Source organism: Candidatus Polarisedimenticolaceae bacterium, assembly GCA_036275915.1.
Taxonomy (GTDB): Bacteria; Acidobacteriota; Polarisedimenticolia; order Polarisedimenticolales; family DASRJG01; genus DASRJG01.
In genome coordinates this window covers 65,530-87,483 of the sequence record DASUCV010000001.1, presented here as the reverse complement: position 1 = coordinate 87,483, position 21,954 = coordinate 65,530, and the positions used below count along the sequence as shown (strand labels likewise).

Below are 21,954 nucleotides of genomic sequence, written 5' to 3'. Positions count from 1 at the left end.
AAAGTTGCGGAGGGGTTGCTAGAGTGAGCGGCGGTGCGACCGTACGAATCCCTCCGGCATCGCGATTTTCGCTGGCTTTGGACCTCGCAGATGGTGTCCCTGACCGGCTCGCAGATGCAAGTCGCGGCGGTCGATTGGCACGTCTACCTGCTCACGAAATCCCCGCTCGCCCTCGGGCTCGTGGGCCTCTCCCGGGTCATCCCGATCGTCTCGTTTTCGCTCCTGGGAGGGGTCGTCGCCGACCGGTACGACCGGAAAAAGGTGATGCTCGCGACGCAAACGACGATGACATGCGTCGCGGCCCTCCTCGGTTTCCTCACCCTGACGGGGCACGAGACCCTCTGGACGCTCTACGTCCTGACCGGGATGACCTCGGCGGCCGGGTCGTTCGACAACCCCGCCCGGCAGGCCCTGATCCCGCGCCTCGTTCCCCGCGAGCACCTCCCGGGCGCCCTGGCGATGAACCTCACGATGTTCCACGTGGGGATGATCGGCGGGCCGGCGCTCGCGGGCGTCCTCATCGCGGCGTCCGCGGACGGGACCCGCGGGCTCGCCTGGATCTACTTCGTCAATGCGCTCTCCTTCCTCGGCACGCTCATGACGCTCCTTTCGCTCCGGGCCTCGGGAAAGGTCGAGGGAACGGCGCACGGGGAGACGCCGTGGCGTTCACTCAGGGAGGGTCTGCGCTTCGTCTTCTCGACCCCGATCATGGTGTGGACGATGGCGCTCGACTTCATCGCGACGTTCTTCTCCGGCGCCAACTCGCTCCTCCCGATCTTCGCCGATCAGATCTTGAAGGTCGGCGCCGTCGGCTTCGGGTGGCTGCGCGCGGCGCCCGCGCTCGGCGCGCTCGCCGGCTCGCTCTACACCTCGCTGCATCCCATTCCGGCGCGCCAGGGACGGGTGCTCCTCTGGGCGGTCGCGGGGTACGGCACGGCGACCGTCGTCTTCGGGCTCTCCCGCAGCTACCTCCTGACGTTCCTTGCGCTGGCGGTTGCCGGTCTCGCTGATCTCGTCTCGACCGTCGTGCGGCAGATCCTGCGGCAGCTCATCACCCCGGACGCGATGCGTGGGCGGATGACATCGGTGAACATGATCTTCTTCATGGGCGGACCGCAGCTCGGCGAGCTCGAGGCGGGGCTCCTCGCCTCGCTCTTCGCCACCGCGACGCTCGGCGCCACGGTCTCCGTCGTCTCCGGTGGGCTCGCGACCGTCGCGGCGGTCGCGGTCGTCGCGTGGGCCACTCCGATCGTCAGGGACTACGTCACCGCGCCGCCTAGCTCACCGCCGCCACCCCGTTCCTGAAGATCGCGAGCCCCGCGCCCTCCGCCGGCAGAGTTCCCAGGGCGCGCTTCCGCGTCCACTGCGGATGATGGAACGGGTAGAGATAGGCGTCGGGGTGGGGCATGAGGCCGAAGAGCCGGCCGGACGGGTCGCACACGCCCGCGACGCCCCCTTCCGACCCGTTGGGGTTGTCCGGCCACGCTTCGGTCGGCTTTCCGTCGGCGCCGAGGTAGCGCGCGGCGACGAGGTGCTCGCGATCGAGACGCGCCGCGACATCCGGCTCGGTGACGAACCGGCCTTCTCCGTGGCGCGCGGGCAAATCCATCGTCTCGATCCCGCGGGTCCAGACGCACGGGGAGGCCGGATCGAAGCCGACGCGCACCCACGCGTCCCGGTAACCGGGGCGCGCGTTCGGGGCGAGCGTCGCGCGCGGTGTCCGGTAGTCGCCGTCGAGACCGGGCAGCATCCCGAGCCGCACGAGGGTCTGGAAACCGTTGCAGATCCCGATCGCGAGACCACCCTTTCCGATGAAGGCGAGGAGGTCGTCGTAGAGCCGCCAGCGGATCTTGTTCGCGAAGACCGATCCGGCGCCGAGGTGGTCGCCGAAGGCGAAGCCGCCGATGAAGGCGACGATCGGGTAGTCGGCGAGCCGCTTGCCCGTGCCGCGGTCGAGGAGATCGAGGAGCGGGACCTTCTCCGGATCGGCGCCCGCGAGACGGAACGCGGCCTCGGTCTCGGCCTCGCAGTTCAGCCCGAGGCCGGTGATGACGAGGACGCGCGGCCTAGGCATGGGCGAGCGCCTCCTTGTACGCGGCCTTGATCGCGGCCACGGGGAGGTCGAGCCGCAGCTTCCGCCTCATGGTCGCGCGGAGGTACGGCTTCGTCGTGACGGTTCCGATCGGGCGGCAAGCGCTCCCCGCGAAGAGCGCCTCGAACGCCGCGGCGTGCTCGGGAGCGACGGTGACGACCAAGCGGCCGCACGATTCCGCGAACAGCGCGACGTCCGGTTCGAGAGCGAGGAGATCGGCGCAGCCGTCGAGGTCGAGCTGCATTCCCATCTCGGCGGCCATGGTCATCCGGGCGAGAGCGGCGGCCAGTCCTCCCTTGGCCGGCACCGCCGCCGCGCGGACGAGACCGCGCCTCGTCGCCTCGGCCAGCGCGCGGTAGAGCGGCCGGGTCGTCGCGGGATCGACGACCGGAACCGTGCGTCCGACGTAGGGAGCGGGCTTCCCCGTCTCGGCCGCGAGGCCGTCGCGCTCCCCGCGCCAGCGCAGGTACTCGCTCCCGCCGGTCTCGTCGCGTGTCGTCCCGAGGAGGTAGACGCGCTCGCCGTCGGCCTTGGGATCGAGCGTCACCGCGGTGACGACGTCGTCGATCTGGCCGAGCGCCGAGACGAGAAGGGTCGGGGGAACGCTGATCTTGACCCCGCCCATCGTCGAGTCGTTCTTCATCGAATCCTTCCCCGAGATGAGCGGCGTCCCGTACGCGATCGCGAGGTCGGCGAGGCCGCGGCAGGCGCGTACGAGCTGGGCGAGCTTGTACTCGCCGTCGGGGGTCGCGGCGGAGGCGACGGGATCGGGCCAGCAAAAGTTGTCGAGGACGGCGATGCGGTCGATCGACGCGCCTGCCGCGAGCTGTTTCCGCACCGCCTCGTCGAGGACCGCCTGTGCCATCGCGTACGTGTCGAGATCGGAGAAGAACGGGTTGATCCCCTCGGAAAGCACGTAACCGCGGCGACCGCCATGGCGGGCGAGGAAGACCGTCGCTTCGGCCGGCACATCGCTCCGCACGCCGACCCAGGGCTTCACGACCGTCAGCCCTTTGACCTCGTGATCGTAGTGCCGGGCCATGTTTTCGTTCGAGGCGAGGTTGAGGCGGCTCATGAGCGCGAGGAGCGACGCCGACAGGTCGCCCGGCGGCGCCGACGCCGGCTCGTCCCACGCCGGCGGCGACCACCGCGCAGTGAGATCGAGGTCGGGATCGCCCTCGTGGAGGAACTCCATGTCGAGCCGGCCGACCGTCTCGTCGCCGTAGGTGACGACGAGGAAGCCCGAGTCGGTGAACGTGCCGAGGACCGACGCTTCGACCTCGCGCCGGGCCGCGAGCGCCAAGAAGCGATCGACGTCGGCCTCGGGGACGGCAAGCGTCATTCGCTCCTGCGCCTCGGAGAGGAAGATCTCCCACGGGGCGAGGCCCGCGTACTTGAGCGGGGCCTTCGCGAGATCGAGGATCGCGCCCCCCGACGCCTTCGCCATCTCCCCGACCGACGACGAGAGCCCGCCGGCGCCGTTGTCGGTGATCGACGCGTAGAGGCCGAGATCCCGCGCCTCGAGGAGGAAGTCGAACATGCGCTTCTGCGTGATGGGGTCGCCGATCTGCACCGCCTGGATCGGGGCCGACTCGTCGAGCGCCGCCGACGAGAAGGTGGCCCCGTGGATGCCGTCGGCGCCGATGCGGCCGCCGACCATGACGATGCGGTCGCCGGGTGTCACCGTCTTCGCTTCGCCGGGCGATCCGGCGATCGTCTTCGGAAGACGCCCGACGGTCCCGCAGAAGACGAGCGGCTTTCCGAGAAACCGCGCATCGAACAGCTCAAACCCGCGTCCGTAAGGGACGCCGCTCTGGTTCCCGCCGTCGATGACCCCGCGGTGCACGCCGTCGCGGATGCGCCGGGGGTGGAGGAGCCCGGCCGGCAGCGTGCCTTCATGGAACGGCGACGCGAAGCAATAGCCCCACACGTTCGCGAGCAGCTCGGCCCCGCGGCCGGTGCCGAACGGGTCGCGGTTCACGCCGACGATCCCGGTCATCGCGCCGCCGTACGGGTCGAGCGCGGACGGCGAGTTGTGCGTCTCGACCTTGTAGACGAGGTGGTCCTCGTCGTCGAACGCGACGACGCCCGCGTTGTCGTGGAAGACCGAGACGAGCCAGGGGCTGGCGATCGTCTTTGTCGCGCCGCGGATGTACGTCGCGAACAGCGACGGGATCTTCTCGGGGGTTTTCCCCGGCTCGTGATACGTGATCGTCGCGTTAAAGATCTTGTGCTTGCAGTGCTCGCTCCACGTCTGGGCGACGCACTCGACCTCGACGTCGGTCGGATCGGCGCCGAGTCCGGCCGCCGTGCGACCCGGGTCCGACGCGGCGTCCCGAAAGTGGTCGCGGAGCGCCCTCATCTCCGGAAGCGTCAGCGCGAGGAGGCGCTCCTTCGAGACGGCGAGGAGCTCGTCGTCCGAGCCGTGCAGCGGAACGCGCCGGACCGGCGGGCGCGCGTGTTCCGCCACCTTCGGCACCGTGAGATCGGGAGGCGCCGATCGCCAGGCCTCGTACGCCGCGACCTCGATCGTCTGAATCACGGGGTTCGCGAGGATGCCGGTCGCGATCCGGCGGGCGTCCTCGATGCCGGCGCCGTCGAGGAGGACCATCGTCGAGGTATAGACGGCCTCGCCTTCGCGGAGCCGCCGGCCGAGGGTGTCCTCGATGCACACGCGGGCGGACTTGCCGACAGGGTCGGTCACGCCGGGCTTGAACCCGACCGTCACCGCGACGTCGAACGCGCCGTCGTCGTGACGTCCGAGCGACCCGCGCTGGGCGACGGGGTCGACGAACTCGTGGAGAACGCGCGCGGCCTCTTCGTCGGAGAGGGCGGCGTCGATGCGATACACGTCGCGCGTCCTCGCCGCGCGGAGCGTGAGTCCGAGAAAGGCGCGGGCGGCGCGCACCAGCGCCGCGCCGCGTGGATCGGCGAGCCCCGGCCGCGATGCGATCTCGAGACGATGGACCATGGACGACCCTCCGGGGCCACGTTAGCGCGCGCGAGCTATAAGATCCAAGAGATTGCTCGACTACAAGGTATTGACCTAGACGATATCATGGGCGCCATGGCGGACCCGGCGGCTCTCGAGACGTTCGTCGCGATCGCCCGGCACGGCAGCGTGCTGCGCGCGGCGGAGCGGCTGAATCGGACCCAGCCCAGCCTCTCGGCACGCCTTGCGGCGCTCGAGGCGTCGTGGAAGACGAAGCTCTTCCGCCGGCACGCCCGCGGCATGACGCTGACCCCCGAGGGGGCTCGCTTGCTGGCGATCGCGGAATCCGCCCTTGCAGGATTGGCCGAGGTCGATCGCGCGGCGGGTGTCGCCACGGCCGGTGCCTCGGAGCTGCGCGTCGGGTCCGGAGACGCGCTCGGTCGCGAGCGGCTCCCCCGGGCACTGACCGCGCTGAGGCGCGAGCGTCCGGGGATCGAGGTGCGCGTCCTCGAAGGCCCCACCTCGCGGCTGCTCGAGGCGCTCCGCGCGGGAGAGGTCGACGTCGCCCTCATCACCGGCCGGCCCGAGGGCGTGCCGGGGATCGACGTCGCGGACCTCGCGTCGAGCGCCGTCGACCTCTTCATCCGCCGCGGCGGAACGTTCCCGCGCCCGGCGACCCTGGAGAGCCTCTCATCCGAGCCGATGGTCGCGCTCCAGCCCGGGTCGGGGTTCCGGCGTCACCTCGAGGCCGCGTTCACCAGCAAGGGCCTACCGTTCCGTCCGGCGATCGAGGTCGGCAACCTCGCCTTGGTCCGGCGCTTCGTCGCCGCCGGACTCGGCCTCGCCCTCGTCCCCGCGATCGCGTTCCCCGGGGCGGAGGGTGCGGCCGGAATCGCGCGCCGCGAGATCCGCGGGATCCCTCCGATTTCCTATTCGATCGCGTCGCGAGCGGGCATTCCCACCTCGGAGCTCTCGCGGCGATTCATCGAGATCGTGAAAGGAATTTAAGGTATCCGCTACTTTCCGGGGCTGCGGAGTAGGTGCAGCGCGGAATCGCTAAAGAAGCGAAGAGACTTCGCGACTCTCGGTAACATTCCACCTGACCTCCCCAACGACTTGGGCACGCGAGCCTCTCGCGTGCCTTTTTTTTCCTCTGCGGACGTGATTGCCGCAAGCGAGTGCAATGCGACGTCAACACTGAGGGGTTGTCGTACGTATCAATCGGTGTTGGCCCGGCGTCGAAGACACCGAACCGACAACCCTCCTCTGTGCCGGGCACGCGGGACCCCCCCTCTCCCGCGTGCCCTTCTTTTTTGGGGAAGTCGACAGTCAGTTCGCCGCGGGAATTCCGCGAAGGATCCCCGACAGCAGAACGATCAGGATCACGAGCGCCGCGCTGACGCCCGTCCAGAAGCGCGCGTTCGCGCGGATCTGCGCGAGCGCGGCGGAGCGGCCGGTGAGCGCGGATCCAAGGAAGAACACCACGAGCGCGGCGAGGAACTTGATGCCGAAGATGCCGTGGTACAGGGCCTGTCCGCGGTGCGCGGGAGATTGGTACAACAGGAAGTTCAGGAGTCCGCTCGCGAGCAGCAGCGTCACGCACACCATGAACACCACGCGCCAGCGGCGGACGACCGCCTCGCGGAGGCGTGCAGCCTCGGCCGCGGGGAGCTCGCCGAGCGCGGGGATCAGCGCGAGAAAGGTGTAGACGGTCGCACCGCCGGCGACGACCGCCGGAACGATGTGACACCACCTCAGGATCAGCGCGGGAAGAACGACGCCCGACATCTCCGCTCCTTTACTTGGCGGACAGGCCGCCGCCGGACCAGGTGACGGTGATCGGGTTGCAGCCGGGAGGATTGACGGTCCCGTCGCACACCTGCTTCGGATCGCCGAAGTCGACGCGACCGTCGGCGGCGCCCGCGGCGATCGCCTTGCGCGCAATGAAGGTGACCGTGAACAGCGTCGACGTCGTCGTGACGTCGACCGGGGACTCGACCGTGGGATCGACCCGGGTGGCGACGACGACCATGGTGCCGCCGATCGTCGTGTGGTCCTCGCTGAAAAAGACGTCGCCCGGCGAGACCAGTCCTTGTGACAAGAACGACGAGCTGTAGTCCCAGCTTCCGAACAGGAGGGCGTCCGGGTCGTAGGTGATATGAAACGCGGCGCCGAAGAAGCTCGGCACGCCGGTGACGGTGACCTTGATCGTGACCGCGGCGCCGTTCGCCGAGGCATGGGCGAGCGCGACGGTGTAGGGACCGGGGGACGGAGTGTCCGCGGTGAAATGCGCGCTGGGCGCCGAGGTGGTCGACGTCGACGAGCCGCCACAGGCCGTCACGAGCACCGTCAGGACGGCGGCCAACAGAGGAAGTCGGATCGTCACGGGGTACTCCCTGTCGGAGCGGTACAGCTCTGCGCGAAGAACGCCGCGACGTAGGCGAGATCGTCGCCGTCGATGAGACCGGAGAAGTCGCGGTCGGCGGCGGCGAAATAGCGAGGATCGCCGCTTGCGGCGTTGAAGGAGACGGCGATGCCCATCACGTCGAGGCCGTCGACGACGCCGTCGCCGTTGACGTCGGGCAGGGTCCGCGCCGCATCGATCGAATTGCCGAGATGGCCGATGTTGACCCGGTTCCCGTTCGGCTCCGGCTCGTTCGCGGGCGAGAGCGCGGGATCGCCGGCATCGATCGTGAGCGAGCAGAGGAGCGGCACGTAGAGGGTGTCGAGGCCGGGATCGACCGAGATGTTGCCGTTCGTTCCGCTCGAAGCGCCGAGCCCCGGTGCGTAATCGCCGGCGACGTTGCCGAGCGCGTCGTTGTACGCGACCGTCGTCGTGATCGCGCCTCCGGGGACGACCGACCCGCCGACGCCGAACCCGTCGTTCCCCTGCACGATCGAGTTCGAGAGCTCGAGCGCGATCGCGCCGACGCCGCCGATCGAGTCGGCCTCGGAGAGCGCGCTCCAATCGATGCCGCCGGCGCCCGCGGGCGCGACGTTCGCTTCGACCGTGAGGAAACGCTGCGTGGCGGTGACCGTCGATTGCGCGCCTCGCGAGCGTGCGAAGACGGCGACCCCGCCGCCGAACGCCGTGCCGGCGGTGCCGCCATCGTTGGTCGCGATGAGGTTGTTCTCGAAGGTGAGCGCGACGGCCGACGGGGCGGTCGCGCCGTCGTCCTGCGGATCGTCGTTCGCGAAGAGACTGAGCGTCGCTCCCGCGCCGAAGACGATCGTGTGGTTGCCGCGAATCTGGTTCTTCGTCAGGTCGAGCGCGAGCAAGCCGGAGGCGCTGCGAAAGCTCGAGGCGTCGAGGTAGAGGCCGCCGCCTCCGACGGCCGCGGGATCCGCGGGACGACTCTGGGCGAAGTTCCCGATGATCATGTTCGCGTCGAGGTGGAGCGCGCTCGTGCCGGTGCTCAGGTCCGACGCGATCGTCTGGGCGTGGATGCCGCCGCCTCCGAGACGCCCGGTGTTGACGGAGACGTCGTTTCCCACGACCGTGATCGTGTCGGCCGCTCCGTCGCGCGGCGCCATCACGACGGAGATGCCGCCGCCGATCCCTTCGGACGTGTTGAGACGCACGGCGTTCACCGCCGTTCCGGTGCCGCCCACCGTCACGGATTCCGTGCCGAGGCCGTTGATGCCGGCAGTCCGCACGAAGATGCCGCCGCCGGTCGAGATCGCGCCGCCGGTCGGGCTCTTGACTGTGTTGTCGTGGACGGAGTTGCCGGTGACGGCGACCGTCGACGTGTCGGTATCGCTCGCGGTGTCGGTGATGACGGCGATCCCGCCGCCGTGCGCGGTGAACGCGAAGCCGCCCGCCGATCCCGCCGTGTTCCCGAAGACGCCGTTCGTGTCGACCGTCGCGACGCTCGCCACGCCCGCCGCGGATGCGTCGACGAAGACGCCGCCGCCGTCTCCCTGCGCGGTGTTGTCGTGGATCGAGTTGGATCCGATGAGTGCCGACTTCGTCGGGTCGGTGAGGAACGAGCCGGTCGTGAGAGAGACGCCGCCGCCGTTCCCGTCGGTCGTGTTGCCCGAGATGATGTTGAAGGAGATCGTCACCGCGCCCAGGCCACGGACACCCGACCGCCCGCCGTTAATGATCCCGAACCCCGACACCGTGCTGAGGTCGTTGACGGTGACGACCGGTCCGGGGGCCGCGCTTGCGACGTCGCAGACGCCCGTGCCGTCGAGCACGGCCAGGCCCGGAGTGCTCCCCGTCTGATAGCCCGCGGCGACCAGCGTGATCGCGCCGGGGCCGGTGCCGGGCACCACGACGATGCATTCCGCGTACGTACCGGTGGCCACGATCACCGTATCGCCGTCGTCGGTGAGGTCGATCGCATGCTGGATCGTCTTGCAGGGAGAGGTCGTCGTGCCGCACGTCGGCGAGTCGGTGCCGGTCGTCGCGACGTACCAGTTCGTCGCCGCGGCCGCGGGACCGGCGACGAGCGCGAGCGCGAACGCGCCCGCCGCGAGCCTGGCCGACTTCATCGAGGAGAGCCTCCCGGACCGCACGAGGGACAACCGACGGTAGAGAGCACCCGCCCGCCTGTCAAGCCGAGGCGCGGGCTTCGAGCAGCACGTTCCGGAACGGCGTCCCCGCACCCATGGGCGTGACCTCGACGGCCAAGCCGAGCAACTCCAGCCGCCGCCGCCAGTCCTCCGCCGAGCGGTAGGCGAAGGGGCGCCGGCCCTCTCCTCGAAGGAGCGCGAAGAAACGCTCGCTCGCCTGGACCGCGCGGAAGCCCGCGCCCGCGCCGCCGTCCGCCTCCCGGACGAAGAGCCGTCCGCGCGGCGGGAGCACCCGGGCGATCCGCTCGAGGAGGCGGTCCTGGTCGACCGAGGCGAGGTAGTGCAGCACGTCGATCGCTGCGAACACGGTGGCAGGGACCGGCGGCGCCGTGGCGAGATCCTGGATGGAAATCGTCGCGGCGGCACCGCACGCGGCCTGCGCCTGCCGGGCGAGCGACCCGCCGACCTCGACGCCGGTGAGAGCGGGAGGCGTGCGGCCGTCCGCCGCTTCGAGGACTAGCGCCAGAAGAAGCCCACGTCCGCACCCCAGATCGGAGAGCGAAGGGGACTCGGCGATCCCGCGCTCGAGGAGCGCGCGGTAGACCGGGTCGCCGGCGAGCTTCCCGCGGGCCATGCCCATCGCGAAGCGGCCCGACGCCACGTAACGGCGCGCGGTCCGATCGACGAGACGCCGGAACGACGCGTCGTCCACCGCGCGCTAGCTCGGATCGGGAAGCGGCACGGGGCGGAGGCCGGCGCCACCGATGCGATCGAGGAGACGGGGCAGCGTCTCGAGCACCGCGGGCGCCGCCGCGGTGTCGTGGAGCACGAGGATGTCCCCCGCGGCGAGATCGCGGAGGAGCCGCGCCGCCACGCGCTCCGGGCGGCGATCGACCGTGTCGAATCCACGGCGCGTCCATGAGACGAGGGTGAGGCCGCTCCTGGCGAGCGCGCTTCCCACGAGAGGACTGCGGATCCCCGCCGGCGCGCGGAAGAACACGGGCGCGCGTCCGCACGCCCGCACGACCGCCTCCTGGCACGCGTCGATCTCACGCCGCAGGGTCGCGGGCCGGTGGAAGTAGAAGCCGCCGCGGTGGTGCTCGGTGTGGTTCTCGAGGCGGTGGCCGCGTCTCGCGATCTCGGCCGCGAGCTCGCCGAAGCGGCGAGCGCGCTCGCCGATGACGAAGAACGTCGCCTTGGCACCGGCCGCGTCGAGCCGGTCGAGGATCTTGGGGGTCACCGCCGGGTCCGGGCCGTCGTCGAATGTCAGGACGACACCATTCATTGCCGCCGCCGCGGAAGAGCGTACGACGTTCGGGCCGAGGAGCGCGCTCCGCGGGGCCAAACCGCCCCCGAGGATCGCGAGGTGGTCGGTCACGAGCGTGCCGACGATCCACGGCCAGAACCGCGGCGCGAGCGCGGCGGCCGGAACCGCGGCGGCGTGGAGGGCGAGGGACGTCGCGACGAGCGGGGCGGGACGAGGACGCGCCGCCGCCGTCATTCGACGACGGGGGTGAGGGCCGCGCGATCGATCTTGCCGCGGGCGTTCCTCGGAATCTCGTCGACGAGCTGGACGCTGCGCGGCACCTTGTGCGGCGCGAGACGTGCGCGGCACCACGCGGTCACTGCGTCGTAGGTCGTGCGCGTCGGATCGCACGCGACGACCGCACGGACGATCTCGCGGCAGCCGGGCGCCTCGAGCCCGAACACCGCGACGTCGCGTACGCCCGGCATCGCCCGCAGCACGCTCTCGATCTCCGCGGGATGGACCTTCTTGCCGCCGACGTTGATGAGCGCGTCCGCCCGGCCGAGGAGGCGAAGCTCGCCCGACGGAGTCCACGCGGCGAGATCGGCGGCGAAGAAGGCGCCGCCGTGGAGCTCGTCGCGCGGGACTGGCACGTAGCCCGACCCGACCGCCCCCGAGGTGACGCGCAGGCCCGTCTCGTGGAGCGTCACCGTCACCCCGGCAAGCGGTGTGCCCACCGTCCCGCGGAGCGCGGCGCCTCCCTCGCGGTCGTAGCAGATCCCGCCGCACTCCGAGGCGCCGTAGAAAACATGAGCGCGGATTCCGAAGGCCTCCTCGAACCGCGCCGCGGTCTCGGGTCGCAGCGGCGCGCCCGCCGAGATCAGCGTCCGGATCGTCCGCGGCCACTCCGGTGTCTCCGCAAGCGCGGCGATCGCGTGCAGGTAGATGGGGACCGTCGGAAAGACGGTGGCCTCGAGGACGCGGCCGGCGTCGAGGGGTCCCCACGGACCGCCGGTGTCGGCGAGGACGAGGAGGAGCCCGCGCCTGAGCGCCGGCACGACGGCCGACGAGAGCGCATACGAGTGCGACCACGGAATCTCGGCGAGGAGCCGGTCGTCGGCGCCGATCCCCATCGTCGTCGCGATCTGATCGTCGTCGATCGCGAGCGCTTCGGTCGTCGTCGCGATTCCCGCGGGAGTCCCGCTCGAGCCCGAGGTCATCTTCACGCAGCCGGCGGCGGGCGGGGGCGAGGCCGCCGGCCGGCCGAACGCAAAGGTCCGGGGCGCGGTCTCGCGCGTGGGGAAGGCGAGATCGCAGGCAACTCCTGCCGCGATGCCGAGCGCTTCCGCGATCCGCTCGCGCTCTCCCGGAGGGGCGCTCCAGTCGGCGAGTACGGGAACGCGGCCGGCGCGGACGATGCCGAGGAGGGCGCCGAGAAAGCCCGCGCCGTTCGCAGAGGCGAGGAGGACGTAGCCTCCGGGCGGCGCGGCGCTGTGCTCGATGTCGCGCGCGACGGCGAGCGAAAGGGCGTGAATCTCCGCTCGGGTCGCCTTGGTCGTCGGAGAGGCGACGAGCGGTGCATCGCCACGGCGCCGCGCGAGCTCGTCGAAGGTGCTGAGGATCGGATCGTTCGTCATCTTGGGGAGGCCCGCGTGTGCTAAGCTCTGCCGCCTCCGAGCCCGCTCACGGATCCATTATGCCGAACGACGCGACCACAGCTCAAAGGATCAAGCAGCTCCTGGTCGAAAAGCTCCACCTGGACGGCCTCTCGCCGGAGACCATCGACGACCAGATGCCTCTGTTCGGCGAAGGGCTCGGCCTCGATTCCGTCGATGCGCTCGAGCTCGTCGTGGCCTTGGAGAAAGAGTTCAGTCTCCGCATCCAGAGCCACGAGGTCGGCAGGGAGGCCTTCGGCTCGGTCGCCACGCTCGCCGCGTACGTCGACGGCCGTCTCCAGACGGCGGACGACGCTCATGTCCGGAGCTGAGCGCAGCGTTCCCACATCCGCGGACATCGTCGTCACCGGGCTCGGCGCCGTCACCGCATACGGCTGGGGAGTCGACCCGCTGTGGGACGGTCTGCGCGAAGGCGCGGGCGCGATCGCTCCTTTCTCCCGCTTCGATGCGACACGTCACCGCACGCGACTCGCGGCGCAGGTCCCGCCTTCGCCCGCGGGCGCGCGTTACGAGCGCCGGTCAAGTTTCGCCGACCGGTTCGCGGTCGAGAGCGTCCGCGAGGCGCTCCGCATGGCCGGGCTCGAAGGGGCCGCCTCGGGGCCGATGACCGGCGTCTTCTTCGGCAGCTCCACGGGCGGGATGCTCGAGAGCGAGCGTTACTACGAGCGCCTTCTCCACGACCCGAGGCACCGCGCGCGCCCGGGTCTCCTGGCCAGCCAGCAGCTCAACGGCCCGGGTGACGCCGTCGCGCGCGAGATCGGGGCTCAAGGTCCGAGCGAGACGTTCTCCTCCGCCTGCGCCTCCGGCGCGATCGCGATCGGCGCCGCGCTGCGGGCTCTCCGCCGGGGCGAGGTCGATCTCGCCGTCGCCGGCGCGTCCGACGCGCTGTGCCAGCTCACCTACGCCGGGTTCAACGCGCTGCGCTCGGTCGACGAGCGCCCGTCGCGTCCGTTCCGCGCCGATCGCGCGGGCCTCTCGATCGGCGAAGGCGCCGGGGTGCTCGTCCTGGAGCGGCGCGCCCGGGCCCTCTCTCGCGGCGCGCGGGTCCTCGCGACGGTGGCCGGCGAAGCGGCGACGTGCGATGCGTTCCACATGACGGCGCCGCAGCCGCAAGGACACGGGGCCGCGCGCGCGATGCGGCTCGCGCTCGAGGACGCCGGTGCGACGCCCGCGGAGGTCGACTTCGTCAACGCCCACGGGACCGGGACACCGCTCAACGACGCGGCGGAGGCGGCCGCGCTCCAGGCCGTGTTCGGTGATCGCGTTCCGGCGATTCCGGTCACTTCCACGAAGGCGTCGATCGGGCACCTCCTCGGCTCGGCCGGTGCGGTCGAGGCTCTCGTCACGGTGATGTGCCTCGTGCGCCGTGAGGTCCACCCGATGCCGCCTGCCGGAGATCCGGACGCCGCGCTCGGGCTCGATCTCGTCCTCGGGCGGCACCGTCCGCTTCGGCGCGCCGGCTGTGCCCTCTCGACGAGCCTCGCCTTCGGGGGCGCCAACGCCGCGCTGGTCCTGCGGCACGACGAGGCCGCGTGAGCCCGCGGGTGGTCGTGACCGGGCTCGGCGCGGTCGGCCCTCACGGCGTCGGGAGGGAGGCTCTCGCGGCGGCATTCGCCCGAGGCGAGCCGCTGGCGAGCGCGGTCGACCGGTCGGAAGGGTTCCACGACGGCGCAGGATCGCGCCTCGCCGCAGCGGTCGGTGCCGCCGACCTCGGCGCCTGGCTGCCGCCTTCGCAGGCGCGACGCCTCGGCAAGCCGTCGCGATGGGCCGTCGCGGCGAGCCGCATGGCGCTCGCGGAGGCCGGGCTCGCCGATCTCCAGGGGAAGCGTGCCGCGGTCTTCCTCGCGACCGCGTTCGGCGCCGTCCATTACACCGAGAAGCTCGTGAGGCAGCTCCTGGATGAGGGCCCCGAGGCGGCGCAGCCGTTCTACTTCTCGGAGTGCGTCGCGAACGCCGCGGCCGGCCAGGTCGCGATCGCGCTCGGCGCATCCGGCGCCAACGTGACGGTGACGCAGCGCGAGGCGGGGCCGCTCATCGCCCTGGCGCGGGGAGCGCAGGAAGTCGGCGAGGGACGGGCCGACGTCGCGATCGTCGGATCCGCCGACGAGATGACGCCGCTCCTCCACGCGATTCTCGATCGCTATCGCGCGACGACCCGCGCCGAAGGCGAATCGCCTAGGCCCTTCGACCGCGACCGTGACGGGATGCTCGCGGGGGAGGGCGCGACGATGCTCGTCCTCGAGCGCGAGGCCGACGCGACGGCGCGCGGCGCATCCCCGCTCGCACGGATCGCCGGGTCGGCGTCGGCGTTCGACCCCACCGCCACCCCGAGCGACTGGGGCGACGGTGCGGACGGCCTCGGCCGCCGCCTCCGCGTCATGCGAGAAACGCTCGGGCCGATCGACGCGATCGTCTCGGGAGCATCGGGGACCCGGCGAGGGGACCGGCTCGAGGCGCTCGTTCTCCGCAGCGGATGGGACGGCGGCGCGCTGCCGCCGGTTCTCGTTCCGAAAGCGGTCGTCGGCGAGTACGCCGGAGGCGTTCTCTCCGGCGGCCTGCTCGCCCTCGCGGGAGCGTCGTTCGGACCGGTCGCCGGCTTCCGCTCGCCCGATCCCGAGCTCCTGGTCATGCCGCACGACGGGAGCCGCTTTCCGCGCCCCGCGCGGATCCTCGCGTCCTCGCTCGCCGCGGGGGGAGCGGCCGCATGGGCGGTCCTGGAGCGGGCGTGAGCGGCCGGCGTTTCGCGATCGCGATCCCTGCGCTCGACGCGGCGGCCACAGTCCCCGCGGTCATTCGACGCGCGCTCGCCGTGCATGCCCACGTGATCGTCGTCGACGACGGCTCGACCGACGGCACCGGCGACGCGGCACGCGCCGCGGGTGTGAGCGTGCTCGTGCACCCGGAGAACTTCGGCAAGGGACGCGCGCTCAAGACGGCGTTCGATCATCTCTTCGGAGCCGGGTTCGACGCGGTCGTCACGGTCGACGCCGACGGCCAGCATCCGCCCGAGGAGACGCCCAGGCTCATCGACGCATGGCGCGACGGCGCCGACCTCGTCCTCGGCACCCGCGACCATCTCTTCGCCAAGATGAGCGCGGTCCGGCGCGCGTCGAACGGGACCTCGTCGTGGCTCATCTCGCACGTCGCCGGCGCCTCGCTGCCCGATTGCCAAACCGGCTTCCGCCTCTACACGCGCGAGCTGATCGCGGCGGTCGGGTTTCCCGAGGCGCGCTTCGAGGCGGAGAGCGCGGTGATCGTTCGCGCGGTCCGTCACGGGTTCCGTATCATCGGGATCCCGATCCGGCTCGACGAGCCGGACGGCCGGGCGACGAGCCACTACAGGCCGGTCGTCGACTCGATGCGGATCGCAGGAGCCGTGGCGCGCGCGCGATTCGAGGGACGCGGATGAACGGCACCGTTCTGGTCACGGGGGGGACACGCGGCATCGGCCGCGCCGTCGTCAGAACGCTGCTCGCCGCCGGTCGCCGCGTCGCCTTCACCTATCGACAGCGCGAGGACGACGCGCGCGCGATCGTCGAGGCGGCGAACGGTCACGCGCTCGCCTGGCGCTACGACCTCGCCGATCGTACGCGTCCGGGCGACCTCGTGCCGGAGATCGAGGCCGCGCTCGGTCCGATCGACGGCCTCGTCAACAACGCGGCGATTCGTCGGGACGGCCTCCTCGCCACGACCGCCGACGCCGACTGGGATGCGATCCTCGACGCGGACTTGGGCGCGGCGTTCCGCTGCTGCCGCGCGGTCATCCCGGGAATGATCTCGAGGCGCCGTGGGAGCATCGTCAACGTGTCGTCGCTCACGGCGGTGCGGGGTGTCGCGGGGCAGGCGGCGTACGGCGCGGCGAAGGCCGGTCTCATCGGCATGACGAAGTCGCTCGCGCGGGAGCTGGGACGGCGGAGCGTGCGCGTCAACGCCGTGGTGCCGGGTCTCGTCATGACCGAGATGGTCGCGGACGCGCCGCCGGAGAAGCTCCAGGCCCTGCGCGCGATCGAGGCGCTCCCTTCGGGGACTCTCCCCGAGGACGTGGCGGCGACGATCGTCTTCCTCCTCTCCGACGAGGCGCGCGCGATCACCGGGCAATCGTTCCTCGTCGATGCCGGAAGCACCGCCTGACGTGAGCGGAAGCTCGCCCAGCCGGCTCGCGCGCTCGATCGCGATGCGCCCCCGGCTCACGCTCGCGATCGGCTGCTTGCTCGCCGCCGTCTCGCTCTGGCCGGCGGCGCGCCTCGGGATCCGGAGCGACGTCGAGGCGATGCTCCCCAACGGGACTCCGGCCGCCGAGGCGTACCGCGCCTTCCTGGGCACGTTCGGCGGCATCGAGCGCGCTTACGTGACGATCCGCCTGCCCGACGGCGTTCCCGCCGACCCGGATCGTCTCGCCGATGCCGCGGAGACTCTCGCCGACGCGCTCGCGGCCTCGCCCGAGGTGGCGCGCGTCCGTTACGCGCTCGACGCCTCGGACGAGGCGTTCGCCACGGCGGAGCTCGCGCCGCGCCTCCCGCTCCTTCTCGGCGAGCACGCCCCGGAGTCCGTCGCGGCCGCGACGACGCCCGGCGCTCTCGCGGCGCGCGTCGACGCGCTGCGCGACGCGGCGGAGGGGCCGGCGGCGCTCTTCCTCTCGTCGATCGCCTCCGCCGACCCTCTCGGGCTCGCCGAGCACGGCCTTCGCGGGCTCAGCCCGGGGAGCGCGCTGCCGTTCGATCCCGTGACCGGGGTTCTCCTCTCGAAGGATCAGCGTGCGGTGCTCATCGTCGTGACCCCGAAGCGCGGCGAGGCCGACGCCGAAGGGGGCCGGGCGCTCAGCGCCGCGCTCGATGCGGCCTACGCGGCGGTGCGGAAGGAGCAGGGCGGCGATCTCGTCTTCGATGCGATCGGCGGGCCGCTGTACGCGGTGCACGACGAGGCGGCGCTGAAGGACGATCTCGTCCGCATCCTCACCGCAGCGGGCGTCGTCGTCCTCCTCATGATCGTCGTCGCGTTCGAGGGGATCTCGATTCCCGCGATCTCGATCGCCGCGGTTGCGATCGGGCAGCTCTGGTGCGCGGCGCTCGTCGCGCTCGCGCTCGGCAACGTCACCGCGGTCGGCGTCGGGTTCGCCGCGATCCTGCTCGGCCTCGGCGACGATTTCACGATCCACCTCGGCGCAAGGTTCCGGGAGATCTGGGCGTCCGGACAGGAGCCCCGGACGGCGATGATGCAGACGGTCGACGAGACGTGGCCGGGGATCTCGACCGCCGCGTTCACGACCGCGATGGCGTTCGCCTGCCTCGGGCTCGCGCACTTCCGGCCGCTCCGGGAGCTCGGGCTCGTCGTCGCCGTCGGCGTCTTGCTCTCGCTCGCCGCGACGTTCTGGTCGGCGGGGCCGATGCTGATCCTCGTCTCCCGCCTGTGGAAGCGCGTGCGCGCTCCAAGGTGGCGCGGATTCGGATGGTTCGTGACGTGGGGTGTCCGGGCCGGCGGCGGATTCCCGCGGGCTTCGCTCGCGGCGTGCGCCCTCCTCACGCTCGCCTCGATCGTGGGGGTAACTCGGCTGTCCCTCGATACCGACATGCGGCGACTCCGGCCGTCCGATCATCCCGCCGCGCGTGCGGAGGAGCGGCTCGTCAAGGACTTCGGTATCGGCCTCGACACGTCGACGATCACGGTCGAGGGGCGGGATGTCGATCGAGCCCTCGACCGGGCCGCCGCGGTCGCGTCGATCGTGCGCGAGCGGTACCCGGATGCGGAGATCGTGACGCCGTCCGATTGGCTCGTGCAGGGCGACCGGCTCGCGGCGCGCGTCGCGGCGCTTCGCCCGCTCGGGCTCGACGCCGCGGCGCAGCGACTCTCCGTGGCGCTCGACGGCGCGGGCTTGAACGTGCACGCCTTCGACCCCGCGCTCGACGTCCTCCGCGGCATCGCGGACGGGAAGGCGCCGCCGCCGATCGCGCCCGCGAAGTGGCCCGACTGGATCGCCGACGGGATCCGCGAGGGGCCGCAGGGGACCGCCGTCGCCGTGCGGGTCCGCATGCCGGCGGACGCCTGGCCCTTGGGACCGCCGGCCGCCCTTCTCGACGCGATCGAGAAGGCAGCTCCCGGGGCGAAGGTCGCGAACGCGAAGCGCCTCGGCGCCGAGCTGCGTAACGTCGCCGTCCGCGATCTCGAGCGGCTCGGGAGCCTGGCGATCGCCGTCGTCCTCGGCCTCGTCGCGTTCTCGTACCGCGGCAACGTCGCCGCAACGGCGCTGACGTTCCTCCCGGTCGTCCTGGGGACCGCGTGGACCGCGGGTTTATGGGGCGCGCTCGGCCTGCCGCTCGATCTCTTCTCGCTCTGCGTCCTGCCGGTCATGGTCGGGATCGGGGTCGACGACGGGCTTCACGTCATGCACCTCGCCCGGCAGCGCGGCGAGGACCTCGAGCGCGCGGCGCTGGACGCCGGCCGCGGCGTCGTCCTCACGAACCTGACCACCTGCGCCGGATTCGCCGCGCTCGCGCTCTCCCACGTCCCGGCCCTGCGGAACGGGGGCCTCCTCATCTGCACCGGAAATCTCCTGTGCCTCGTCGCGACGCTCGTCGTGCTGCCGGCCGTCGCGCGCCTGAAGGGCTCTCGGTAAAATCCCGCCATGCCCACGACCAGCCGGCGGCGCGGGATCGACGAGCGTGCGTCGTACCTCGCCCCGGAGCTGCTGCCCTTCTTCGACGACGCGTTCGTGCGCTCGTGCGATCTCTTCGAGGAGTACGTCGGCCGCCTGACCGGCGACGTGTTCGCGCGCTCGGGGCTGTCCCAGGCCTGCCGCGAGCCGGTGACCGTCGCCGAGGCGATCGAGCGAGCCGGGCTCGACCCGCGGGCCGCCACCGTCCCCGTCGATTGGATGTTCCGTATGCTCGCCTCGCGCGGGCGGCTGGCGGAAGCCGGTGAGGGCCGTTACCGCGTCGTCCGCGACGACGCCGAGGATGCCGCGACGATCCTCGCCGCCCAGGAGGCGCACGATCCCCGCCCCCTTCCTTCCTTCGCGATCGCGGCGCTCGCCGCCGAGCGCTACCCCGCCGTTCTCAGGGGCGAGACCACCGGCGAGCGCGCCCTCTTCACGGCCGAGCACATGTCGACGTGGGCGGCGTACTTCTCGAACGCCAACGTCATCTACTCGATCAGCAACAAGCTCGCCGCGGTGGCGGGGGAGGCGGTGCTTCCTTCGTCCGCCGCAAGCATCCTCGAGATCGGCGGCGGCCTCGGGAGCGGAGCGGCGGCGCTGTGCGGGCGGCTCGTCGCGAGCGGCCGCGACGTTTCCCGGATCGCTTACCGGTTCACCGAAGTGTCGATACCGTTCTTGAGGCGCGGGCGGGCGCTGCTCGAGGACGCCTTTCCGGGAGTCGCGCTCTCGTTCGCGAGGCTCGACATGAATGCCCCGTTCGGCGACGCCGGGGTCGAGCGCGGATCGGCCGATCTCGTCCTCGCTGTCAACGCGCTCCACGTCGCCAAGGACCTCAGCTTCACGCTCGGCGAGATCCGCGAGGCGCTCGCGCCGACGGGGAGCCTCGTCGCCGGCGAGTGCTTGCGTCCGTTCCCCAGGCAGGCGGTCTACGTCGAGTTCGTGTTCAACCTCCTCGAGTCGTTCCGCGACCCGGTCTTGAACGCGGACTGGCGCCCGAACGGGGGCTTCCTGACCCCCGAGCAGTGGACGGAGGCGCTCACACGGCACGGCTTCCGTGACGTCCGTTTCGTCCCGGATGTCGCGTCGATCCGCGACGACTACCCGTCGTTCGTCATCGCGGCGATCGTCGCGCGCCGCGCGTGAAGGCCGCCCTCGAGGTTCCCGCGGCGGGGCCGATCTTCGACGGCCATTTTCCGGGGCGACCGATCCTGCCGGGGGTCGCCGCCTTGGCGATGGTCGCATCGGCCCTGGGAAACGGCCGGCCGCTCACGGGAGTTTCTTCGGTCCGCTTCCGTGACCTCGTCGCCCCGGGAACGACCCTGGACGTCGACGCCGCCGATCGCGACGATGGCTCGATCCGCTTCGACGCGCGTGACGGAGGCCGCGTCCTCTTGAACGGCCGACTCGCGTTCGGGACGCCGCGCTCGACGGCGCCGTCGGCGTTCGCCGTCGCGACGCGCCGGGCGAAGGACGTCCCCACCTTCGACAGGCTCCTCCTCCACCGCGGACCCGCGCGCCTCGTGCGCGCCGTCGCCGGAGAAGCGGACGACGGGGCGACCTGCCTGGCGCGCATCCCGGCGGGCTCGGGCCTGGCTGCGGGAGGGGAGGCACCGGCGCTCGCCGCGCTCGAGGCGGCGGCGCAGACCGCGGCGGTCTGGGAGGCGCTGCGCCGGCTCCGGCGCGGCGAGGACGAAGGGATCCAGCTCGGCTACCTCGTCGGTCTCCGCGACGTGACGCTCTACGTGGCGTCCCTTCCGGTCGAGGTCGATCTCTACGCGACGGTGCGCCTCACGGCCGCGGTGCCGCCGCTCACGCACTACGCCGTCGAGGTCGTCGCCGAGGGCGAGCCGGTCGCACGCGGGACGATCGCAACCTGGCTCGCCGGCTAGCTCCAGATCTCGCGGAACACGAACCACTGGTGGGGCGCGGACCGCACGGCACGCTCGACCGCTTCGCCGACGCGCGCCGTGGCCTCGGCCACCTCGTGCTGACGGTCGGCCGTGCCCCACGGTTCGATTGGCGGCGCGAAGACGCAGCGGTAGCGCCGCCGCCCCTCGCGGATCGCGAAGACGGGGAGGAGCGGGACGCCTGCGGCGCGGGCGAGCGAGGCGGGACCCGCGGGGAGCGACAGCGGCCGCCCGAAGAGCGTCGCCGGCACGATGCGTCCACCGGTGCGCGGGCGGTCGCCCTGGATGGCGACGATCTCGCCCCTGCGCAGTACGTCGAGGAGGAACATCCCCTGCAGGGGATCCTCGCTCTGAAAATGCATCGAATAGTGCTCGGTCTCGACCGCGCGGACACTCTCGCGGATGAACTCCTGCGCGCGGGGATCGATCTCCGGCTCGCGGATCAGGTGGACGTGCCGCTTCTCGACCGTCGACGGCATCATCGAGCCGACCTCGTAGAGGCCGAGGTGCGCCGTGACGAGCACGCAGCCGCGGCCGTTCGCGGTCGCCGCCTGCCAGTGCTCCATGCCGTCGACCGCGACGTCGAACTTCCGGTCGGTCGCGAGGCGCTCGTAGCGCTCGCTCAGGCACCACGCGAACGCCCACATGGTCGCGTAGATCCGCCGCTGCCGCCGGAAGAAGCCGCAGGGCCCGAGCACATTTTCGAGGTTGGCGCCGATCGCGCGCCTGATGTTCCAGATCGTGAAGAAGAAGAACGTCGTGAAGATCGTGATCCAGATGCCGAGCGTCCACTCGGGCGTGGAGGAGACCGACCATCGGTGGAAGCGGTACCAGAAGAGCCCCGTGACGTGGTAGTCCCCGAGGACGCGGCGGGCCCACCCCGTCCGCGGCGCGTGGGGGGGCGCTTCCGCAGTGACGCTCATGTGGCGGCATT

General features: G+C 71.6%; 19 protein-coding genes. 10 read left to right on the top strand and 9 right to left on the bottom strand.

The features are described from left to right. Positions 1 to 33 precede the first annotated feature (33 nt). Positions 34 to 1,305 carry an MFS transporter gene (locus tag VFV19_00395; GenBank protein ID HEX4822750.1) on the top strand — a complete coding sequence of 424 codons (1,272 nt, stop codon included), beginning with the start codon at positions 34 to 36 and terminating at the stop codon, positions 1,303 to 1,305. On the opposite strand, the gene VFV19_00390 is transcribed toward VFV19_00395, so the two are convergent. Together VFV19_00390 and VFV19_00385 are read right to left on the bottom strand one after the other, a co-directional pair. Then, the gene (locus VFV19_00390; GenBank protein HEX4822749.1) at positions 1,277 to 2,074 is read right to left on the bottom strand and encodes a phosphoribosylformylglycinamidine synthase subunit PurQ; all 798 of its coding nucleotides are present in this window, start codon (positions 2,072 to 2,074) and stop codon (positions 1,277 to 1,279) included. The two genes, VFV19_00395 and VFV19_00390, sit on opposite strands and share 29 nt — an antisense overlap. Continuing rightward, positions 2,067 to 5,063, bottom strand: a complete 2,997-nt coding sequence (locus VFV19_00385) for an AIR synthase-related protein (GenBank protein HEX4822748.1) — start codon at positions 5,061 to 5,063, stop codon at positions 2,067 to 2,069. The genes VFV19_00390 and VFV19_00385 overlap by 8 nt, the downstream gene beginning before the upstream one ends. Before the next feature lie 96 nt (positions 5,064 to 5,159). Between VFV19_00385 and VFV19_00380 the strand changes: the two genes are divergently transcribed. Next, entirely contained in the window at positions 5,160 to 6,032 is an 873-nt protein-coding gene (locus tag VFV19_00380) for a LysR family transcriptional regulator (GenBank protein ID HEX4822747.1), read from the top strand. A 321-nt stretch (positions 6,033 to 6,353) separates the two neighbouring features. Here VFV19_00380 and VFV19_00375 read toward each other — a convergent pair whose 3' ends face one another. The 6 genes from VFV19_00375 to VFV19_00350 form a co-directional block, all read right to left on the bottom strand. Beyond that, entirely contained in the window at positions 6,354 to 6,812 is a 459-nt protein-coding gene (locus VFV19_00375; protein ID HEX4822746.1) for a hypothetical protein, read from the bottom strand. A 10-nt stretch (positions 6,813 to 6,822) separates the two neighbouring features. Continuing rightward, a complete protein-coding gene (locus VFV19_00370; protein ID HEX4822745.1) occupies positions 6,823 to 7,410 on the bottom strand; it encodes a cohesin domain-containing protein in 588 nt (195 codons plus the stop codon). Then, positions 7,407 to 9,521 carry a hypothetical protein gene (locus VFV19_00365; protein ID HEX4822744.1) on the bottom strand — a complete coding sequence of 705 codons (2,115 nt, stop codon included), beginning with the start codon at positions 9,519 to 9,521 and terminating at the stop codon, positions 7,407 to 7,409. Before VFV19_00365 ends, VFV19_00370 begins: the two co-directional genes overlap by 4 nt. Before the next feature lie 61 nt (positions 9,522 to 9,582). Next, on the bottom strand, positions 9,583 to 10,254 hold the full coding sequence (locus VFV19_00360) for a methyltransferase domain-containing protein (protein ID HEX4822743.1): 672 nt from the start codon (positions 10,252 to 10,254) through the stop codon (positions 9,583 to 9,585). Between the two features lie 6 nt (positions 10,255 to 10,260). After that, on the bottom strand, positions 10,261 to 11,043 hold the full coding sequence (locus tag VFV19_00355) for a polysaccharide deacetylase family protein (protein HEX4822742.1): 783 nt from the start codon (positions 11,041 to 11,043) through the stop codon (positions 10,261 to 10,263). Continuing rightward, positions 11,040 to 12,425 carry a class I adenylate-forming enzyme family protein gene (locus VFV19_00350; GenBank protein HEX4822741.1) on the bottom strand — a complete coding sequence of 462 codons (1,386 nt, stop codon included), beginning with the start codon at positions 12,423 to 12,425 and terminating at the stop codon, positions 11,040 to 11,042. Before VFV19_00350 ends, VFV19_00355 begins: the two co-directional genes overlap by 4 nt. 59 nt (positions 12,426 to 12,484) lie before the next feature. On the opposite strand from VFV19_00350, the gene VFV19_00345 reads away from it, so the two are divergent. Genes VFV19_00345 through VFV19_00310 form a run of 8 tightly spaced genes read left to right on the top strand, consistent with a single transcriptional unit; the run spans position 12,485 to position 21,002 of the window. Then, positions 12,485 to 12,775 (top strand): phosphopantetheine-binding protein, encoded by a 291-nt coding sequence (locus VFV19_00345; GenBank protein HEX4822740.1) that lies wholly within the window; start codon positions 12,485 to 12,487, stop codon positions 12,773 to 12,775. Further along, positions 12,762 to 14,000: a beta-ketoacyl-[acyl-carrier-protein] synthase family protein gene (locus tag VFV19_00340; protein HEX4822739.1), complete on the top strand. Its 1,239-nt coding sequence runs from the start codon at positions 12,762 to 12,764 to the stop codon at positions 13,998 to 14,000. The genes VFV19_00345 and VFV19_00340 overlap by 14 nt, the downstream gene beginning before the upstream one ends. Continuing rightward, complete coding sequence (locus tag VFV19_00335; GenBank protein ID HEX4822738.1) at positions 13,997 to 15,193, top strand: beta-ketoacyl synthase N-terminal-like domain-containing protein; 1,197 nt, start codon at positions 13,997 to 13,999, stop codon at positions 15,191 to 15,193. Before VFV19_00340 ends, VFV19_00335 begins: the two co-directional genes overlap by 4 nt. Next, positions 15,190 to 15,873 (top strand): glycosyltransferase family 2 protein, encoded by a 684-nt coding sequence (locus VFV19_00330; GenBank protein HEX4822737.1) that lies wholly within the window; start codon positions 15,190 to 15,192, stop codon positions 15,871 to 15,873. The genes VFV19_00335 and VFV19_00330 overlap by 4 nt, the downstream gene beginning before the upstream one ends. Next, positions 15,870 to 16,595, top strand: coding sequence for an SDR family oxidoreductase (locus VFV19_00325; GenBank protein ID HEX4822736.1), 726 nt, complete (start codon positions 15,870 to 15,872; stop codon positions 16,593 to 16,595). The genes VFV19_00330 and VFV19_00325 overlap by 4 nt, the downstream gene beginning before the upstream one ends. 1 nt (position 16,596) lies before the next feature. Next, positions 16,597 to 19,074, top strand: coding sequence for an MMPL family transporter (locus VFV19_00320; GenBank protein HEX4822735.1), 2,478 nt, complete (start codon positions 16,597 to 16,599; stop codon positions 19,072 to 19,074). 9 nt (positions 19,075 to 19,083) lie between these two features. Next, a complete protein-coding gene (locus tag VFV19_00315) occupies positions 19,084 to 20,256 on the top strand; it encodes a methyltransferase (GenBank protein ID HEX4822734.1) in 1,173 nt (390 codons plus the stop codon). Beyond that, positions 20,253 to 21,002 carry a hypothetical protein gene (locus tag VFV19_00310; GenBank protein HEX4822733.1) on the top strand — a complete coding sequence of 250 codons (750 nt, stop codon included), beginning with the start codon at positions 20,253 to 20,255 and terminating at the stop codon, positions 21,000 to 21,002. The genes VFV19_00315 and VFV19_00310 overlap by 4 nt, the downstream gene beginning before the upstream one ends. Here VFV19_00310 and VFV19_00305 read toward each other — a convergent pair. Further along, complete coding sequence (locus tag VFV19_00305) at positions 20,999 to 21,943, bottom strand: lysophospholipid acyltransferase family protein (GenBank protein HEX4822732.1); 945 nt, start codon at positions 21,941 to 21,943, stop codon at positions 20,999 to 21,001. The two genes, VFV19_00310 and VFV19_00305, sit on opposite strands and share 4 nt — an antisense overlap. Positions 21,944 to 21,954 lie beyond the last annotated feature (11 nt).

Coding starts and splice junctions, on each gene's coding strand:
- VFV19_00390 (HEX4822749.1), bottom strand. CDS start 2,074: ATGCCTAGGCCGCGCGTCCTCGTCATCACCGGCCTCGGGCTGAACTGC.
- VFV19_00385 (HEX4822748.1), bottom strand. CDS start 5,063: ATGGTCCATCGTCTCGAGATCGCATCGCGGCCGGGGCTCGCCGATCCA.
- VFV19_00380 (HEX4822747.1), top strand. CDS start 5,160: ATGGCGGACCCGGCGGCTCTCGAGACGTTCGTCGCGATCGCCCGGCAC.
- VFV19_00375 (HEX4822746.1), bottom strand. CDS start 6,812: ATGTCGGGCGTCGTTCTTCCCGCGCTGATCCTGAGGTGGTGTCACATC.
- VFV19_00365 (HEX4822744.1), bottom strand. CDS start 9,521: ATGAAGTCGGCCAGGCTCGCGGCGGGCGCGTTCGCGCTCGCGCTCGTC.
- VFV19_00355 (HEX4822742.1), bottom strand. CDS start 11,043: ATGACGGCGGCGGCGCGTCCTCGTCCCGCCCCGCTCGTCGCGACGTCC.
- VFV19_00350 (HEX4822741.1), bottom strand. CDS start 12,425: ATGACGAACGATCCGATCCTCAGCACCTTCGACGAGCTCGCGCGGCGC.
- VFV19_00345 (HEX4822740.1), top strand. CDS start 12,485: ATGCCGAACGACGCGACCACAGCTCAAAGGATCAAGCAGCTCCTGGTC.
- VFV19_00340 (HEX4822739.1), top strand. CDS start 12,762: ATGTCCGGAGCTGAGCGCAGCGTTCCCACATCCGCGGACATCGTCGTC.
- VFV19_00325 (HEX4822736.1), top strand. CDS start 15,870: ATGAACGGCACCGTTCTGGTCACGGGGGGGACACGCGGCATCGGCCGC.
- VFV19_00315 (HEX4822734.1), top strand. CDS start 19,084: ATGCCCACGACCAGCCGGCGGCGCGGGATCGACGAGCGTGCGTCGTAC.
- VFV19_00305 (HEX4822732.1), bottom strand. CDS start 21,943: ATGAGCGTCACTGCGGAAGCGCCCCCCCACGCGCCGCGGACGGGGTGG.